The sequence below is a fragment of the Rhodanobacter caeni genome, from assembly GCF_039523575.1.
GTDB classification, from domain to species: Bacteria; Pseudomonadota; Gammaproteobacteria; order Xanthomonadales; family Rhodanobacteraceae; genus Rhodanobacter; species Rhodanobacter caeni.
The window spans coordinates 552,749-570,560 of record NZ_BAAAFO010000003.1; the positions used below are offsets into that span (position 1 = coordinate 552,749).

A 17,812-nucleotide genomic window follows, 5' to 3' on the forward strand; every position below is an offset into this window, starting at 1 on the left:
GTGGGGCAAGCCGCTCAACCGGCGAAGCGGGCCTCGCCGGCATGGCTCACGCAGCTTTTGGCTACCAGCTCATCCTCGAAATCCGGCGCCAGCGCGCCGTCGCGCAACAGCAATTCGCCGAAGTTGAACACGTTGCGCGCATACATTTCCGAGGCGTGCAACGGCGCGCCGGCCGCCAGGTTGAGCGGCCCCAGGATCACCACGCCGGCATGCTCCACGCGCTGGCCCGGCCGGGTCAGCTCGCAGTTGCCGCCGCCTTCGGCCGCCAGATCCACGATCAACGCTCCGGGTTTCATGCCCTGGACCATCGCCGCGCTGAGGATCTTCGGCGCCGGTCGGCCCGGCACCGCGGCGGTGGTCACGATCACGTCGATGGATTTGAGATGCTCGGCCAATGCCTGTTGCTGCGCCGCGCGTTCCTCGGCCGACAGCTCGCGCGCATAACCACCGCTGCCCGCGGCACTGACGCCCAGCTCCAGGAATTTCGCGCCCAGCGACTCCACCTGTTCACGGGTTTCCGGGCGCACGTCGTAGCCTTCCGTTTGCGCGCCCAGCCGGCGCGCCGTGGCAATCGCCTGCAACCCCGCCACGCCGGCGCCGATCACCAGCACCTTGGACGGCCGGATGGTGCCGGCGGCGGTGGTCAGCATCGGAAAGAATTTCGGCGAGGCCTCGGCCGCGATCAGCATGGCGCGATAACCCGCCACCGCCGCCTGCGAACTGAGCACGTCCATCGCCTGTGCGCGCGTGGTTCGCGGCAGCAACTCCAGCGAGAAGGCGGTCAGCTTTCCCTCGGCCAGTTGCGCGATGCGCGCAGACGCGCCGTGCGGATGCAACTGGCCGACGACCACGCTGCCCGGGCGCAACTGCGCCAGCACCGCGTCGTCGGGCGGCAATACGCAAAGGAGCAGATCCGCCTGCGCCAGCACTGCGGCGGCATCGGCGAACTCCACGTCCGCATAGGCCGCATCGGGAAAACCGGCGGCGCGCCCCGCGTCATGCTGCAGCAGGACCCGCACGCCCCTGGCCCGCCATTTCTTCGCCATCTCCGGCGTCAGCGCCACGCGTCGTTCCCCTGCGGCGGTTTCACACAAGGCGGCTACGGTCATCGACATCGGACGGTCCCTGCTGGAGAGTTGGGGTTATCTTAGCGTGACTCATGGGCGCATTTGCCTGGCACGAGGCGCGCGACCGGGCCGGAATGGGCGGGGGATGAGGAGTGAGTGGAGAGGAGTGAGGAGTGAGGGAGAGCGGCACGCGGCGACGACGTGCCTTCTCTCACTCCTCACTCCTCTCCACTCACTCCTATTCACTCCCTCCTCTTGGTTTCCCGCGCCCCGGCTCCTAGCATGAGCGCTCCCCATCGCCGGTTCTCCCCCATGCCTTCCGAGTTGACCCTGCTGCAACAGCGCCATTCCGTGCCGGCGCCCCAACTGGGCGAGCCGGCGCCGGACGAAGCGACCTTGCGCGCCCTGCTGCAGGCGGCGATCCGGGTACCCGACCACGGCAAGCTGGTGCCTTTCCGCCTGATCAGGTTGCAGGGCGAGGCCAAGCTGCGGTTCGGCGAAAAGCTGGTGGCGCTGTCGCTCGCCCGGCAGCCGGACATCTCCGACGCCAAGCTGGACAAGGACCGGCGCCGCTACCTGTTTGCGCCGCTGGTGATCGTGGTGGTGGCGTGCCTCGACACGCAGGCCAAGGTGCCCGTCATCGAGCAGCAGCTGTCCGCCGGCTGCGTGGCGCACAACCTGCTGCTGGGCGCCTATGCGCTGGGTTTCGGCGCACAGTGGCTCACCGGTTGGGCCGCCTACGACCGCGACGTCGCCGCCATCCTGGGCCTGGCCGACAACGAACAGGTGATCGGCTTCGTCCATATCGGCACGCCGCAGGTGGATGTCGCCGATCGCGACCGACCCGCGCTGGACGACCTGCTCAGCACATGGAAGGCGTGAATTGGACAGCGTGATGCCGTCCGCCGTCCACCTGGTGGATGGCAGCCTTTATGTCTTTCGCGCCTGGCATTCCATGCCGGACGAGTTCTTCGATGCCGACGGGCAGTCGATCAACGCGGTGCACGGTTTCACCCGCTTCCTGTGCGAGCTGCTGGAGCGGGCGCAACCCGAGCACATCGCGGTGGCCTTCGACGCCTCGCTGACCAGCTCGTTCCGCAACGCGATCTACCCCGCCTACAAGGCCAACCGCGAACTGCCGCCGCCGTCGCTGGAGCGCCAGTTCGTGCAGTGCCGCGCGGTGACCGAGGCGCTCGGCGTCTGCCTGATGATCGACCACGCCTACGAAGCCGACGACCTGATCGGCAGCACCGCCTGGAACCTGCGCATGCAGGGCTGGCGCAGCATCATCGTGTCGGCGGACAAGGATTTCGGCCAGCTGCTGGGCGAGCACGACGAACAATGGGATTACGCGCACAACCTGCGCTGGGGCCCGGCCGGCGTGCACGAAAGGCTGGGCGTGCACCCGCACCAGGTGGCCGACTACCTGGCGCTGTGCGGCGACGCGATCGACAACATCCCCGGCGTGCCCGGCGTGGGCGCCAAGACCGCGGCCGCCCTGCTCGCCCATTTCGGCAGCCTCGACAGCCTGCTCGACCGCATCGACGAGGTGGCTTTCCTGCGCTTGCGCGGCGCGTCCAACTGCGCCATCAAGCTGCGCGAGCACGCGGAGAACGCGCGCACCTACCGCCGCCTCACGCGGATCGCGCTGGACGCACCGGGCATCACCACCACCGACGCGCTGCAGCGGCGGCCGGCCGATCCGGCCGTACTGGACGCGCTGTGCGAACAGCTGCGTTTCGGCGCCTTCACCCGCAGCCGCCTGCGCGCCCTGCTGCGTTGAGAGGTTGTGATTTTTCAACCTCTCAGTCCGGCCATGGATGGCCGGACGCGGATCGGTCACGCAAGTGATTGATTCGCGTGAGCGCGTCCGGGCATGTACCGGACGCGCGATAGAAGAAAACCACAGGAAGTGGTTTTCTTCACAGACTCTGATGCCGCGGTTGTTGCCCGCGCCGCGCGGTATCACCATGGCGGCATCCTTTTGACTGGCGACAACCATGAACAAACCCGCTGAAAACGTGCCCGCCGACGCGCACGCTCCCGTGGAAACCCTGTGCGAGGGCCGCTGGCTCAGCCTGCGCAAGCGCGGCCGCTGGGAATACGCCGAGCGCAACAATCCCGGCGGCGCGGTGATCATCCTGGCGGTGACGCCGGAGGACAAGGTGCTGTTCGTCGAGCAATACCGGGTGTCGATCCTGCAGAACACCATCGAGATGCCCGCCGGCCTGGTCGGCGATCTGCCGGACCAGGGCGACGAAGATGCGATGCTGGCTGCCCGGCGGGAGCTGGAGGAGGAAACCGGCTACCGCTGCCGCCGTGTGGAGTTCATCCACACCGGGCCGTCGTCCTCGGGCATGAGTACCGAGATGATCGCCTTCGTGCGCGCGTGGGAGCTGGAAAAAGTCGGCCCCGGCGGTGGTGACGAGACGGAGAACATCATCGTCCACGAGGTTCCGCGGCGCGACGCCGGCGCGTGGCTGTTCGCGCGGGCCGCCGAGGGTTATTCGATCGATCCGAAGCTGTTTGCCGGGCTGTGGTTCATCGACCACCCTGCGATAGGCGGGCAACGCCACAAATTGTGAAAAAACAGCTAAAGATTTTCGCCAGGATGCCGCCATGGGTATGCCGAACCACATCGGCTTCCCCCACACGAATGGAACCGTCCCCATGAAAATCCTGCTTGCTTCCGCCTTGCTGTTGTTGTCGCCGCTGGCCGCCAATGCCTGCGCACCCACCGATTTCGCCATCACCTCGTTCAAGCCGGAAGTCCCCGGCGGCTCGTCCACGCGCCTGCGCCTGGCCGGCGAGCTGGCCAATCACTGCGCCACCCCGTCGGCGGCCCAGATTCGGATCGAGGCGAAGGACGCCAGCGGCAAGGTCCTGGCGAGCAAGGAAGGCTGGCCGGCCGGCACGTCCAACATCGCACCGGGCGAAACCGCCAAGTTCGACCTCGGCCGCCTGTTCCGCTACCAGCCGGCGATGGAGACCTACACGGTCAGCATCGTCGACGTGCGCGCCTGGTAAGCACGGTCCCGGATCGCCGCCGCCTGCGGCGGCCTTCCACGCGAAACCCCTGCCGGCACGCGCTGCGGCGCGCCGGCTTCCACCCAGGAAAACCGCTGCCGGGCCTCCGCGCCGGGCGGCGTTGCCGTGCCCGAATCCGGTGAAACCGCGTGCCGGCATCGACGCGCGGCATGCGCTCTCGCGGGCGTGGCTAAAGAATTCCCGGAGGTGGCCGATCAGGGACATATCGACTTGTATCGGCTTTGTAGGGATGGATATTCACCAATGAAAACACTAATCGCCGCCACGCTCCTGCTGTTGCTGCCCATGGGCGCCCAAGCCGGCTGCACCATCAAGGATTTCGCGATCGAGAATTTCACGCCGGGCCTGGCCAGCGTGGGCTCATCCACCCGCATCACCCTGCGCGGCGACCTGGTCAACCATTGCGCCGAAGCGGCCGCCGGCCAGATCCGCATCGACATCAAGGACGACAAGGGCACCGTGCTGCAGAGCAAGGACGTGTGGCCTGCGGGCACCGGCAACGTGCCGGCGGGCGACCGGGTCCACTTCGACGTGGGCCGCCTGTTCCGCTACAAGGACGGCATGAGCGCTTTCACCGCCACCATCACGGACGTCCGCATCTGGTAAGCGGCGCCACTCACCTGCAGGCAGAAAAAAGGCTCCGAAGGGAGCCTTTTTTCTGCCTGACGCCCGGCCCGGCCGGATGCTGGCGGAGGGCTGCCGGCCTCGGCCGGCAGCGTGCTCAATGCAGCACGAACAGCTTGTCGAAGCCAGCCACGCGCAGGGTGCCGCGAAGCTCGGCGTCGGCGTTGACGATGCGGATATCGGCCTTGTCCGCGCCCGCATGCTCGCGCAGCAGCAGCAGCATGCCCAGGGCGGAGCTGTCCATGCTGTTCACTTCGCTGAAGTCGATGACGTAACTGCGCGCGGCGCCGTTGCGCAGACAGGCGTCGTGGAATTCGCGGTGGATGCTGAAGTCGAAGCGCTCGCCCAATTGCAGGGTGAGGCAATCGTTGTCGCTGTCGTGGTGGACGATCATGGTGGGTTCCTCAGAATAGCTCGATCTCGCCGGCGTCCATCGAGCTCTGCAAGGCCGGGCCGCGCGAGCGCAGGCGGGCCTTCTCGCGCTGGACGGCCAGGCGGCTGCGCAGTCGCTGCGCGTGCGCCTGCAACACCTCGGCATCGTCCGGCCCGCAGGCCAGCTCTTCGATGTCGCGGGTGCACTCGGCGGTGATTTCCTGCAGTTCGGTCAAGCGCGTGCGGGTCTGGTTGATCAGCTGGCTGAGGATGTCCTCGAACTGCAGCGAACGGACGGTGGTGGACACGTCGCTGCCCAGGCCGCGGCTGATTTCCACCACCTGGTCGGCCACGGCGCTGGTGCGCGCATCGGTCTCGGTGACGTGGGCCATCATGGCGTCGATGCCACCCTTGGCCGACAGCGCCACGTTGAGGTCCTGCGAGGCCATGGTGCCCACCAGTCCGCGCAGTTGCTCCATCGCGGCACGGGCGCGCTCGACGTGGCTGCCGATCTGCTCGTTGAACTGGTTGGAGTTGCTGGCCAGGTTGCGGATTTCGCCAGCGACCACCGCGAAACCGCGGCCGGATTCACCCGCGCGTGCCGCCTCGATCGCGGCGTTCAGCGCCAGCAGGTTGGTCTCCTCGGCAATGGTGTTGACGTTGCGCAGCAGGCCGAACACGGCGTCCATCTCCTTGGCCATGCCGTCGATGCGGTAGACGATGCGCAGGCTCTCGCGCGACATCTGCACAATCATGCTGACAAAATGCTGCAGCAGGTCGGCGGTGCGCGCGGCGAAATCCTGCACCGAGACGCCGCCGTCCTGGCCGTTGATGATCTGCTTCAGCAGCGACTGCTGCAGTGCGGTCTTGTTGGACAGGCCGTCGAAACCGCCGCCCAGCTCGAGCACGGCATCGCGCAGCAGGTCCAGGCCCTGGTGCAGTTCGCGGGTGGCATGGCCCAGTTCGTCCACCAGCGCGCCGCGCATGTCATCCAGCGCCTCGCGCACCGGCTCGACGTTGGCGGCGGCCACCGCGGGTACGGGCTCGGCCTCGCGCGGGCGGCTTTCGATGATCCACACGATGGTGAGCAGCACGATCAGCAGCGGCGCCAGCCAGGCCTCATGCAGGAACAGCGCGAACAGCAGCGCGACCGCGCTGGCCAGCCCGCCGTAGACGGGATATTTGGTGAGGTTGGGGGCAGTGAAAAGCATGAGTGGCGATCCGCAAGTCGGCGCGCTAGGCGCTTACGTGAATTTGACGCGCCAGCGTGAGCAGGCGCGCGGCAATGTGGTCCAGCGGCTGCATCTCGCTTGCCGCGCCGAGCTTCCAGGCCGCGCCGGGCATGCCCCAGACGACCGAGCTTTCTTCATCCTGCACCAGGGTGGTGGCGCCGGCCTGCTGCAGTTCCAGCAGGCCGCGCGCACCGTCGTCGCCCATGCCGGTGAGCAGCACGGCGACGGTGGCCGCGCCCGCGCTGGCGGCCAGCGAACGGAACAGCACGTCCACGCTGGGCTTGTGCCGGTTCACCGGCGGGCCGTCGTGCAGGCGGCAGACGTAGCGGGCGCCGTCCCACATCACCAGCAGGTGGTGGCTGCCCGGCGCGATGTAGACGTGGCCGGTCTGGATCGGCTGGCCGTCGCGGGCCTCGCACACGCGCATCGCCGAGCAACGGTCCATGCGCGCCGCGAACGGGCCGCTGAACGCCGCCGGGATGTGCTGGGTCACCAGGATCGGCGGCGCATCCGGCGGCATCGCCTCCAGCAGCACGCGCACCGCTTCGGTGCCGCCGGTGGACGCGCCCACCGCGATGATCGGACTGCCGCCGCGGGTTCCCGCGGTCTGCGCCCGCGGCAGCACGGCGTCGGCCGACAGCCGCGGCGGCACGTCCAGCTTGCGCACGGCGGTGCGGGCGCGCGGCCGCGTGGTGGCGGCCATCTTCACCTTGTGACAGATCTCCTGCGCGCCTTCGCCGAAACGGCTGGCCAGGTCGCTGTCGGGCTTGGCGAAGAAATCCACCGCGCCCAGCTCCAGCGCGCGCAAGGTCACATCGGCGCCCTCGACGGTCAGCGACGACACCATCACCACCGGCATCGGCCGCAGCCGCATCAGGTTTTCCAGGAAGGTGAGGCCATCCATGCGCGGCATCTCGACGTCCAGCGTGAGCACGTGCGGGTCCAGCTGCTTGATCTTCTCGCGCGCGATCAACGGATCGGCGGCGGTGCCGACCACTTCGATCGCCGGATCGCAGGCAAGCATGGTCGACATCAGCTTGCGCACCAATGCTGAATCGTCGACCACCAGAACACGCACTCTTTCCATGTTGTCCATCACCTTGCCGTGTAACCCGAACCTGTCGCATGCGACAGCACAATCGATCCGCGTGCCTGCCGTCGCGGCCGTCAGAACAGCTCGACCTCACCCTTTATCGGATCATTTGCCAAACGCTTGAGGTAACCGCGCTCGTCGGCCACCAGCGCCACGTCGTCGCGGCGGCGCAACTGGCGCACCCGCACGCGGCCGCTTTGCGGGTAGAACTGCACCTGCCGGGGATAGATGTCGCCCAGGTCGGAGGCGCACAGGTTGAGCTTCTCGGTCGCGATGTAACGCTGCACGAACTCTATGTTGCGCTGCCCCACGTCGCTGAGCTGGGCCAGCACCCGGCCGCCGCCGAAAATCTTCACCTGCAGGTCGGCCCGCTGGCCGCCAGCATTGAGCACGCCGTTGATCAACTGCTCCATCGCGTCGCTGCCGTAGCGCGCCGCGCGGCTGATGGTGGACGACCAGCCGTCACGCTCGCCCAGCGGCTCGGGCAGCATGAAATGGTTCATGCCGCCGATGCCCCGGCGCGGATCGTGAATGCAGGCCGATACGCACGACCCGAGCACGGTGGTGACCAGCTCCTCCTGCGTGCTGACGTACAGTTCGCCAGGCAGGACCTTCACCGTCATGCAGGCGCTGGCCGGGTCCCAGTAGCGGCGCAGGTGCTCGAAACCGGGGAGCGCGCGCGGTTGGATCGCCGGTGGTTTGGCCAGGGTTGAAATAGTCATCCGCGCTTCCGGTAGACGGTGCGCCCGATCAGTTCGAAATCGTCGTTGATGCCATGCAACGATTCGGAATGGCCGAGGAAAAGGTAGCCGCCCACGGGCAACAGCTGCGCGTAGCGGCGGAACAGGCGCTGCTTGGTGGGCTGATCGAAATAGATCACCACGTTGCGGCAGAAAATGGCATCGAACGGCCCGCTCATGGGCCAGTCGTGCAGGAGGTTCAGCGGCTGGATCGTCACCAGCTCGCGCAACTGCGGATGCACGCTGACCAGGCCTTCGTACTCGCCGGCACCGCGCAGCAGCCAGCGTCGGCAACGCTCCGCGCTGATGCCGCCGATGCGGTCCAGCGGATAGACGCCCTTGCGGGCGGTGGCGAGCGCCTGCGGCGAGAGGTCGGTGGCCAGGATCTTCGCATCCAGCGTGCTGTTGGTGCGCGCGAGCGCCTCGGCCAGCACCATCGCCAGCGCGTAGGGCTCCTCGCCGCTGGAACAACCGGCCGACCAGATCCGCAGGCGGTCGCCGGCACGCTGCTTGTGTGCCAGCCACGCCGGCAGCAGCTCGTTTTCCAGCAGTTCGTAGTGATGTACCTCGCGGAAAAAGCTGGTGACGTTGGTGCTGATGGCACTGGCCAGTTCGCCCAGTTCGGCGGCCGGGTCATGCCGCAACATGTCGCAATACTGGGCAAAGCTCTTCAGACCCAGTGCGCGAAGCCGCCGCAGCAGGCGGCCCTGCACCAGTTGATGCTTGTGGTCACCCAGCGAGATGCCGCAATGCTCCAGCACGAAGCGGCGCAGGAATTCGAACTCCGCGCTCTGCAGCACGGGGCCGCCCGCCACAGCCGGATCGACAGTCGCCTGGGCGGACAGCACGCTCACTCAGAACTCCTTCCACACACCGTTCGTATTGCCGGCATCGGCGGTGGCCCGCGACGCCTCCGGCGACGGCGGCGCGTTGCGCACGGCGGCGAACACCGCCTCGGTGGCCACCGCCACTTTCTGCGTGCGTGCCTGCGCGGTCACCGCAGCCGCCGCGGCCCCGTCGTCGCTCAAGCGGAAGAAACCGACCTGGCGGCTCAGCTCGCCGGCCTGCTCCTGCATCGCGCGGGCGGCGGCGGAAGCCTCCTCGACCAGCGCGGCGTTCTGCTGGGTCATCTCGTCCATCTGCATCACGGCGTTGTTGACCTGGTCGATGCCGGCCGACTGCTCCTGGCTGGCCGCGGCGATCTCGGCCACGATGTCGGTGACCTTCTTCACGCTGTCCACGATCTCGGACAGGGCCTTGCCGGACTGGTTGACCAGCTCCGAACCGCTGCGCACCTTCTCGGCGCTGTCGGCGATCAGGCCCTTGATCTCCTTGGCCGCGCCGGCGCTGCGCTGCGCCAGGCTGCGTACCTCGGTGGCGACCACTGCGAAGCCGCGGCCCTGCTCGCCGGCACGCGCCGCTTCCACCGCGGCGTTCAGCGCCAGCAGGTTGGTCTGGAACGCGATCTCCTGGATCAGGCCCACGATGTCGGCGATCTTGCCGCTGGAGGCGTTGATCTCTTCCATTGCGGCGATGGCGCGCCCAGCCACCTCGCCACCGCGCTCGGCCTGCTCGCGGGCGCCGCGGGCCAGCTGGTTGGCGTGGCTGGCGTTCTCGGCGTTCTGCTTCACGGTGGAGGTCATTTCCTCCATCGACGAGGCGGTTTCCTCCAGGCTCGACGCCTGCTGCTGCGTGCGCTGGCTGAGGTCGTCGTTGCCGCGGGCGATTTCCTGCGCTGCGGTGTTGACCGCCTCCGAGCCCTGGCGCACTTCACCCACGATCGCGCTGAGGCGGTTGTCCATGGTGCGGAACGCGTTGAGCAGCTTGCCCAGCTCGTCGTCGCGGCCGGCCTTGATCTCGTGACCGAGGTTGCCCTCGGCGATGGCGTGCGCCACTTCCACGGCCCGGCTCAGCGTGCCGGTGATCGAGCGGATCAGCAGCACTGCGATGACCAGCGCCAGCAGCAGGCCGCCGGTCAGTGCAGCCAGCGTCAAGGTGCGCACCTGCTGATAGCGCTGCACCTGCTTGTCGAAAATGTTCAACGCGGCGGCTTGCTGCGCCTGCATGATCTTGGCCAGCGTGGCTTGGCGCATCAGCATCAGCGGACGCACCTGCATGTTGAGCAGGTCGGGCGAGGCTTCGTCCTTGTCGGCCAGGGCGTCGAGCAGATCCTTGCTGTTCGACTCCAGGTCGGCATCGGTCGACGTCCAGTCCTTGTAGAGCTTTTCGATCTCCGGCGTCTTGGGCAGTGCGGCGAACTTCTTCTTCAGCGCGGCGATGTCAGCCTGCGCCTTGTTGAAGTCGTCGATCTTCTGTTTCATCTGGTCGGGCTGGCTCATCAGCGACGCCGCCTCGCCCAGCGCGATGTACGACATCAGCGAGCGCTGCGTGATGGTGGCCACCAGGTTGGCCGGCACCATCTGGCCGTCGTAGATCTCGCGCGTGCCGTTGTTCTGCATCTGCATCGCGCCGAGGCCGATGATCGCGCCGCCAATCAGCATGGCACCGAGCAGGCCGAGCACGCCGATGAGGCGGGCCTTGACGCTCAGCGTTGGCATCTTGGTAAAGCGCGCCATGAATGTCTTTAGTTTCATTTCTATTCCCGATTCAGGCAGCAACTTCGACATCCCGGACGTCCGGCATGGCGGCATCCAGGGTTTCAACGTCTTCAGGACGCATCAGCTTTTCCACATCCAGCAGCATCACCATGCGTTCCACATGGGTGGCCAGGCCTTTCAGGTAACGGGTGTCGACCACCGCGCCCATGTCCGGCACGGGCTTGATCGCGGCCGGGTCGATCTCCACCACGTCGGACACGGCGTCGACCACGATGCCGAACAGCCGCTCGTCCACCGCCACGATGATCACCACCGTGCTGTCGCCGTAGCTTTCACGCTCCAGGCCGAAACGCAGGCGAAGATCCATGATCGGCACGATCGCGCCGCGCAGGTTCAGCACCCCCAGCAGATGCTCCGGGGTCTGCGGAATGCGCGTCACCCGCGACCAGCCGCGGATCTCGCGCACGGCCAGGATGTCCACGCCGTATTCCTCGCCGGCGAGGGTGAAAGTGAGTTGCTGCAACATCGTTGCCGCGTCCTGATTGTTTTCTTGCATGACCTGCTACCCGTTGACGGACGCCTGCAGACGTCCTGCTGCCCTGACTTTGTCGGCCCCTGGCGGGGAAACTTGAGCGTTGCCGGAATGCCCCGGCGTGGCCGCGCGAAACGGCAATCCGCCGCCGCGGCCTGCGTCATCTCGGCGCTGGCGCGCCCTGCCCGAGATGGGCAGGCGTGGAAGGAGCCGGTGCCCGGCGCCGGACGCTAGAACTCGGTCCAGGCACCGACGGCGGAGGTCGCCGCGGAGCGCGTCGGCGCGGCGGGCGCCGCGGCGCGGCGCGATGGTGCCGGCACGGCAGACCTGGCGGCGGGCGCCGGCGCGGCAGGCGCGGCGTCGAGCTTCCTGTCAAGCCGGAAAAACGTCATCTGCTGGCGCAGCTCGTTGGCCTGCTCCTGCATCGCGCGGGCGGCGGCGGAGGCTTCCTCCACCAGTGCCGCGTTCTGCTGGGTGACTTCGTCCATCTGCATCACCGCGTGGTTGACCTGGTCGATGCCGCTGGATTGCTCCTGGCTGGCCGCGGCGATCTCGGCCACGATGTCGGTGACCTTCTTCACGCTGTCCACGATGCCGGCCAACGCGGCGCCGGATTCGTCCACCAGCACGCTGCCCGCCTCCACCCGGCGCACGCTTTCGGCGATCAGGCCCTTGATCTCCTTCGCCGCCGCGGCGCTGCGCTGCGACAGGCTGCGCACCTCGCTGGCCACCACGGCGAAGCCGCGGCCCTGCTCGCCGGCACGCGCCGCTTCCACCGCCGCGTTGAGCGACAGCAGGTTGGTCTGGAAGGCGATCTCGTCGATCAGCCCCACGATGTCGGCGATCTTGCGGCTGGAGGCGTTGATCTCGCCCATCGCCTCGACCGCCCGCGCGGCCACCTCGCCGCCGCGCTCGGCCTGCTCGCGCGCGCCACTGGCCAGCTGGTTGGCGTAGTTGGCGTTCTCGGCGTTCTGCTTCACGGTGGAGGTCATTTCCTCCATCGAGGCGGCGGTTTCCTCCAGGCTGGAGGCCTGCTCCTGCGTGCGCTGGCTGAGGTCGTCGTTGCCCTTGGCGATCTGGTGGGCGGCCGTGCTGACCGCCTGCGAGCCGTGCTGCACTTCGCCCACGATGGCCGTCAGCCGCAGCCGCATCCGCGCCAGCGCATCGAGCAGGCTGCCGCTGGCGAAGGTCTTCTCCGCTCCGTCCAGGCCCAGGTCGCCATCGGCGATGCGCGCAGCCATCTTCACCGCGAAATCCGGCTCGCCACCGATGCTGCGTCGGATGCTGCGCATCGACAGCCACACCATCAGGATCACCAGCAGGCCCACCGCGGCGGCCTTGGCCAGGTTCGCTTCCAGCGAATGCCGGAACTGCGCGTCGATGTCGTCGAAATAGGCGCCGGCGCAGAAGTTGAGGCCCCAGGGCTTGAACAGCGCCGAATAGGTGATTTTGTCCTTGCCGCTGCCGTCGGGCATGATCTGCGTGTAGCGGATCAAGGTGTGCCCGCTCTTCTGGTTGCCGTCGGCCATCAGGCGATAGTGCGGCTTGCCCCTGGCATCGGTCTCATCGGCGATGTTGTGGCCGATCAGCGCCTTCTTCAGCGGATGCATGCGCATGGTCAGGCCGGTATCGAAGGCGAAGATGTAGCCGGTGCCTTCGTCCCACTTCATGTCCTCGATCTGCCGCAGGGCCAGGCGCCTGGCTTCGGCGGCGCTGAACTCGCCGCTGGCCGCCCGCTTGTCGTAGGCCGCGGACACCGATATGGCCGATTCGATCTCGCTGCGCAGCGTGCGCTCGAGCCCTTCCATCTGCCGCGTGCGGCTCTCGAACGCGTTCATCACCGTCAGGCCGACCAACCCCGCAACCACCACGACCACCACCAGGGCCACCCGCGCATTCAGGCTCAGGCGATTGAACGACCAACGTTTCAGGAACGACATCACACGAGCCTCGGGCATACCAGATGGCTGAAGATCAAAGTGCCAGTTGGCCGCACCACGGCCGGCTGGACGGTATCGGCGCCGAGGCGCCGGGTATCCGGAAGTAACCGGCGGCGTGGCGGGTAGCCCCGTCCACCACCACCGGCCGAACGTCAGGCCGCTTTCCGGCGCGCGCCCTGGCTCTGGCCGAGCCGCACGACCCCGCTCACGTCCACGATCAGTGCCACCGAACCGTCGCTGAGGATGGTGGCGCCGGAGATGCCCTGCACGCGCTGGTAATGCGCCTCCAGCGACTTCACCACCGCCTGTTGCTGGCCGAGCAGGTCGTCCACCAGCAGGCCCACGCGGCGTCCCTCCTCCTCCACCACCACCACGATGCCGCGCTCGATGTCGCTCACCGCCTCGGCGCAGCCGAAGGTCTTGTACAGCCGCATCATCGGCAGGTATTCGTCGCGGAACAGGAACACCTCGCCGCCGCCGGCGATCTTGCGCACCTTGTCGGCCTTCAGCCGCAGCGATTCGACGATGGAGATCAGCGGCACGATGTAGCGCTCCTCGCCCACCGCCGTGACCAGGCCGTCGATGATCGCCAGCGTCAGCGGCAGGGCGATGGTGAAGGTGCTGCCCTGGCCGGCGACGCTGCGCACGCCCACGCTGCCGCCCAGGTCGCGCACGTTGCGGCGGACCACGTCCATGCCCACGCCGCGGCCGGAAAGGTCGGTGGCCTGCGCCGCGGTGGAGAAGCCGGGCTGGAAGATCAGCTCGGCCACCTCTTCATCGCTCAGTTCCTGCCCTGCGCTGACCAGCCCGCGCTGCTCGGCCTTGGCCACGATGGCGGCGCGGTTGAGGCCGGCACCGTCGTCGCTGATCTGCACCACGATGTTGCCGCCTTCGTGGTAGGCATTGAGTTTCAGGGTGCCGGTTTCGGACTTGCCCGCGGCACGGCGCTTCTCGGGCGATTCCAGGCCGTGGTCGATCGCGTTGCGCACCAGGTGCACCAGCGGATCGCCGATCTTCTCCAGCACCGTCTTGTCCAGTTCGGTGTGCTCGCCGTGCAGCTCCAGCTTCACCTGCTTGCCCAGCTTGCGCTCCAGGTCGCGCACCAGCCGCGGGAAGCGGTTGAACACCGACGCGATCGACAGCATGCGGATGCGCATCACGCTTTCCTGCAGCTCGCGCGTGTTGCGCTCCAGCTGCACCAGACCTTCGCGCAGGCGCTCCAGCTGCGACATGTCGAACTTTTCGCCGATGTCGCTGAGCATGGACTGGGTGATCACCAGCTCGCCCATCATGTTGATCAGCGCATCCACCTTGTCGATGCCGACGCGGATCGAGCTGCCTTCGCCGGACGCCGATGCCGCCTCGCGAACCACGCCCTTGGACGCCGCCGCCGGCGCCGGAGCCGCAGCCACCGGCGCAACGGGCGCCGGCTCGCTGGCCACCACCGGCTCGGCATCGAGCGGCTTGATGGCCAGCACGCAGTCGCCGTCCAGCCAGTCGAACACCGCATCCACGTCGGCGCGGGCCACGTCACCATGCAGGCGCAGGTGCCAGCCGAGATAGCAGGTCGTGGGGTCGAACTCCGTCAGCTGCGCCGGTGCGCCGTCGACCAGAAAGGCACGCACCACTTCCAGCCGGCCCAGCTGTTGCAGCTCACGGAACAGGCGCAGCGGCTCGTTGCCCGTCTGCAGCAGGTGCGGCAGCGCGGAGAAATCGATTTCCCAGCCGGCCACCACCGCCTTGGGCGCGGCCGCGGCAGCCACCGCCACCGCCGCGTCGCCGCTGACCAGGCGCACCAGCTCGCCGCGCAGCGCTTCGCTCTCGGCATCGGCCACGGGCTGGCCGCTGCGCGAGCGGCCGAGCATGCCGCGCAGGCAATCGACCGACCGCAATAGCAGGTCGATCAGTTCGGGATCGACGGCGCGGCGTTCGCTGCGCACTTCTTCCAACAGCGATTCGGCGACGTGGGTGAAGGCGGCCACGTCGGTGAAGCCGAACGTGGCGGCGCCGCCTTTGATGGAATGGGCGGCGCGAAAGATGGTGTGCACCAGCTCGCCATCGGTCGAGCCCGAATCCAGCGCCAGCAACGCCGCTTCCATCGCGTCGAGTCCTTCGAGACTTTCCTCGAAAAACGTCTTGTGGAACTGTGTCAGGTCGACCGAACTCATCGCTTCAGCCCAGCACGCGCTTGACGGTGGCCAGCAACTGCTCCGGGTCGAACGGCTTGACCAGCCAGCCGGTGGCGCCGGCCGCCTTGCCTTCCATCTTCTTCTCGGTGTGCGACTCGGTGGTGAGCATCAGGATCGGCACGCCCTTGTAGGCATCCATCGCGCGCAGCTCGCGCACCATCGCGATACCGTCCATCACCGGCATGTTCACGTCGGCCAGCACCAGGTCGAAACTGGAGCCGCGCGCCACGTCCAGCGCCAGCTGGCCGTTTTCGGCCTCGGCCACTTCATGGCCGGCGCCACGCAGGGTGAAAGCCACCATGCCACGCATCGAAGCCGAATCGTCTACCGCGAGAATCTTTGCCATGCTGCTACCTCGGTTCAGGCCAGCTCGGGAGCCGGCATTTTCAAAAGCTGGGTCAGGCCGAGCACGTCGGCCGCTTCAGTCAGGACGGGGCTGGCCGATTGCCAGGTGGGTGCGCGTTGACGCGCGTCGAGCTCGCGCTGGAACACCACCAGCAGCTGCAGCGCAGCCGTGTCGACACGCTCCACCGCGCCGCCGTCCAGCACGATGGTGTCATGGTCCAGCGCGCCGAGCAGTTGCTGCTTGAACGCGGCCTGGGCCGCGATGCGGAAATCCGCCGGCAGCGCCACCGTCATCGGGCCGTCGGCCACGGTGGCTTGCGGCGCCTCGACCGCGGCACCGGCGGTGGCGGCCTCGGGAGCGGCCCCGTGGTCCCTGGCGCCGCCGTGTTCTTTGCGCTTTGTGCGTTTGCCGGCCATGTCGAACCGTCCCTTCCTCTGCAGATGGTTGCCTTATCGGCGGCGGCGGCGATCGCTTGAGTGCCAATGGGTGAGGTTCGTCACAATAAAAACCGCCCTCAAGTTTCCGCGGGCGTGGCCGATCCTCTCCGAGACGACCCCATCCCAGCGCCGTCCGCCACCGCCCAGGACATCTCTTGATCATCCAGCCCACCAGCCTTGCCGCGCTCACATGGGCCGGCGCCGCCGCCGGTACCACCGCGCCAAGCTGGCGCATTGGCACGGTGTTGTCGGCGCGGCCGCTGGGCGTGGACCCGCAGGGGCTGCTGGTGATGCAGGTCGGTGCCACGACCGTGCAGGCGGATGTACCCAGCGGCCAGTTGCCGCCGCAATTCCAGGTGCGGGTTTTGAGCCTGGGGCCGCAGCCGCAGCTGGAAGTGCTCTCGTCCCATCCCAGCGCCGATCCCACCGTCCAGCGGGCACTGCGCGAGCGACTGCCGCAGCAGAACGGCTACGCGCCGCTGCTGGCTACGCTGGGCGCGCTGGCGCAGCGGCCCGTCGTGCGCCAGCTGCCGCCGGCATTGCGCACGGCGCTGGCCATGCTCGAACAATCGGTACGCACGCCGGCCGACGTCACCCGCGGCGAGGGCCTGCGCGAGGCGATCAGCCAGAGCGGCCTGTTCTTCGAATCACGGCTGGCGCACCCGCAGGGCAACCTCCCGGCGCTGGCCCAGGACGACTGGAAGGGCGCCCTGTTGCGGCTGGCCAACCTGCTCGACCAGCGTGCGCCGGCGCCGCCCTCGCCCAACCGCAGCGACACCGCGCCGCCCTTGCTGCAGCGTGGCGTACAGGCACAACCCAGGCTGCCGTTGCCGGTGCTGGCGGCCGACAACAACGTCGATTCGCTGATCGACCGGCTGCACGGCGACGTCAAGGCGGCGCTGGCCCGGGTGGAAGTGGCGCAGCTGGGCGCCAGCGCGGCGAGCGCCTGGATGATCGAGATTCCGCTGGAAGGCAAGGATGGCCGCGACGTGCTGCAGGTGCAGCTGGAATTCGTCAACGACACGGCCGAAGGCAGTGCGGGCTGGACGCTGGGTTTCGCGCTGGATCTGCCGGCGCTGGGGCCCGTGCAGGGTGAGCTGCAATTGCGCGAACCGCGCCTGTCGGTACGGCTGTGGGCCGAGCACGCGGAAACCGCCCAGAAGCTGGAGCGGCAATTCACCCCGCTGAAGCAGCGGCTGGCCGCCTGCGGCGTGTTGCTCGATCAGCTCAGCTGCCAGGTGGGCATGCCGCAACCGCCCGGACGCCACAGCGCCCTGTTGCTGCAGGCCACCGCATGAACACGCCCCTGCCGCCACCCCAGCGCAAGGTCAGCCTGCGGTTGGGCAATGGCGCAAGCGAAACCAAGGCGATGCCGCCGGAGTCGCTGGAAACCCTGCTGGCGCGCGCCCGCACGCTCGGCCTGCCCGTCCACCACGATCCGCAGATCGCCGCCCTGCTGGCCGCCCTGCGCATGCGCGACGACGTGCCTGCCTTGTTGTACGCGTCGGCGGCTTCGGTGCTGGCCGCGGTCTACGATGCGGCCGAGGAATAGGCCGGGATTCGGGATTCGGGATTCGCAAGAGCAAGAGCAAAGAAAAGCAACGGCTCGCGCACTCAGGTGCGCTCCTGGGAGC

At 67.9% G+C, this 17,812-nt stretch carries 19 protein-coding genes; 7 read left to right on the plus strand and 12 right to left on the minus strand.

The annotated features are described in order from the left end of the window. Positions 1–14 precede the first annotated feature (14 nt). Entirely contained in the window at positions 15–1,115 is a 1,101-nt protein-coding gene (locus tag ABD017_RS11105; protein WP_343882814.1) for an NAD(P) transhydrogenase subunit alpha, read from the minus strand. Positions 1,116–1,379: 264 nt separating this feature from the next. Between ABD017_RS11105 and ABD017_RS11110 the strand changes: the two genes are divergently transcribed. The 5 genes from ABD017_RS11110 to ABD017_RS11130 all read left to right on the plus strand — a co-directional run bounded on the left by ABD017_RS11110 (position 1,380) and on the right by ABD017_RS11130 (position 4,721). Next, on the plus strand, positions 1,380–1,949 hold the full coding sequence (locus tag ABD017_RS11110) for a nitroreductase family protein (RefSeq protein WP_343882815.1): 570 nt from the start codon (positions 1,380–1,382) through the stop codon (positions 1,947–1,949). A gap of 13 nt (positions 1,950–1,962) precedes the next feature. Beyond that, complete coding sequence (locus tag ABD017_RS11115; protein WP_343882816.1) at positions 1,963–2,850, plus strand: 5'-3' exonuclease; 888 nt, start codon at positions 1,963–1,965, stop codon at positions 2,848–2,850. 217 nt (positions 2,851–3,067) lie between these two features. Then, a complete protein-coding gene (locus tag ABD017_RS11120) occupies positions 3,068–3,652 on the plus strand; it encodes an NUDIX hydrolase (RefSeq protein WP_343882817.1) in 585 nt (194 codons plus the stop codon). A gap of 85 nt (positions 3,653–3,737) precedes the next feature. Further along, positions 3,738–4,094, plus strand: a complete 357-nt coding sequence (locus tag ABD017_RS11125; protein ID WP_343882818.1) for a hypothetical protein — start codon at positions 3,738–3,740, stop codon at positions 4,092–4,094. Between the two features lie 264 nt (positions 4,095–4,358). Beyond that, the gene (locus tag ABD017_RS11130; protein WP_343882819.1) at positions 4,359–4,721 is read left to right on the plus strand and encodes a hypothetical protein; all 363 of its coding nucleotides are present in this window, start codon (positions 4,359–4,361) and stop codon (positions 4,719–4,721) included. 115 nt (positions 4,722–4,836) lie between these two features. Here the strand turns inward: ABD017_RS11130 and ABD017_RS11135 are convergent, their stop codons facing one another. The 11 genes from ABD017_RS11135 to ABD017_RS11185 all read right to left on the minus strand — a co-directional run bounded on the left by ABD017_RS11135 (position 4,837) and on the right by ABD017_RS11185 (position 16,157). After that, a complete protein-coding gene (locus ABD017_RS11135; protein ID WP_343882820.1) occupies positions 4,837–5,133 on the minus strand; it encodes an STAS domain-containing protein in 297 nt (98 codons plus the stop codon). Positions 5,134–5,143: 10 nt separating this feature from the next. Next, on the minus strand, positions 5,144–6,322 hold the full coding sequence (locus ABD017_RS11140; protein ID WP_343882821.1) for a methyl-accepting chemotaxis protein: 1,179 nt from the start codon (positions 6,320–6,322) through the stop codon (positions 5,144–5,146). Between the two features lie 25 nt (positions 6,323–6,347). After that, entirely contained in the window at positions 6,348–7,430 is a 1,083-nt protein-coding gene (locus ABD017_RS11145; RefSeq protein WP_343882822.1) for a protein-glutamate methylesterase/protein-glutamine glutaminase, read from the minus strand. 80 nt (positions 7,431–7,510) lie between these two features. Then, positions 7,511–8,158, minus strand: coding sequence for a chemoreceptor glutamine deamidase CheD (gene cheD, locus ABD017_RS11150; RefSeq protein WP_343882823.1), 648 nt, complete (start codon positions 8,156–8,158; stop codon positions 7,511–7,513). Beyond that, positions 8,155–9,021, minus strand: a complete 867-nt coding sequence (locus ABD017_RS11155; protein WP_425543734.1) for a CheR family methyltransferase — start codon at positions 9,019–9,021, stop codon at positions 8,155–8,157. The genes cheD and ABD017_RS11155 overlap by 4 nt, the downstream gene beginning before the upstream one ends. 9 nt (positions 9,022–9,030) lie before the next feature. Next, on the minus strand, positions 9,031–10,770 hold the full coding sequence (locus ABD017_RS11160) for a methyl-accepting chemotaxis protein (RefSeq protein ID WP_343882825.1): 1,740 nt from the start codon (positions 10,768–10,770) through the stop codon (positions 9,031–9,033). A gap of 13 nt (positions 10,771–10,783) precedes the next feature. Beyond that, positions 10,784–11,290 (minus strand): chemotaxis protein CheW, encoded by a 507-nt coding sequence (locus tag ABD017_RS11165; RefSeq protein ID WP_343882826.1) that lies wholly within the window; start codon positions 11,288–11,290, stop codon positions 10,784–10,786. Between the two features lie 206 nt (positions 11,291–11,496). Next, the gene (locus ABD017_RS11170; protein ID WP_343882827.1) at positions 11,497–13,206 is read right to left on the minus strand and encodes a methyl-accepting chemotaxis protein; all 1,710 of its coding nucleotides are present in this window, start codon (positions 13,204–13,206) and stop codon (positions 11,497–11,499) included. A gap of 152 nt (positions 13,207–13,358) precedes the next feature. After that, entirely contained in the window at positions 13,359–15,374 is a 2,016-nt protein-coding gene (locus tag ABD017_RS11175; protein WP_343882828.1) for a chemotaxis protein CheA, read from the minus strand. 4 nt (positions 15,375–15,378) lie between these two features. Further along, entirely contained in the window at positions 15,379–15,741 is a 363-nt protein-coding gene (locus ABD017_RS11180; protein ID WP_007080053.1) for a response regulator, read from the minus strand. 14 nt (positions 15,742–15,755) lie between these two features. Then, positions 15,756–16,157 carry an STAS domain-containing protein gene (locus ABD017_RS11185; protein WP_343882829.1) on the minus strand — a complete coding sequence of 134 codons (402 nt, stop codon included), beginning with the start codon at positions 16,155–16,157 and terminating at the stop codon, positions 15,756–15,758. Positions 16,158–16,333: 176 nt separating this feature from the next. On the opposite strand from ABD017_RS11185, the gene fliK reads away from it, so the two are divergent. Together fliK and ABD017_RS11195 are read left to right on the plus strand one after the other, a co-directional pair. Continuing rightward, complete coding sequence (gene fliK, locus ABD017_RS11190) at positions 16,334–17,476, plus strand: flagellar hook-length control protein FliK (protein WP_343882830.1); 1,143 nt, start codon at positions 16,334–16,336, stop codon at positions 17,474–17,476. After that, positions 17,473–17,730, plus strand: coding sequence for a flagellar biosynthesis protein (locus ABD017_RS11195; protein WP_343882831.1), 258 nt, complete (start codon positions 17,473–17,475; stop codon positions 17,728–17,730). The genes fliK and ABD017_RS11195 overlap by 4 nt, the downstream gene beginning before the upstream one ends. Positions 17,731–17,812: the final 82 nt, after the last annotated feature.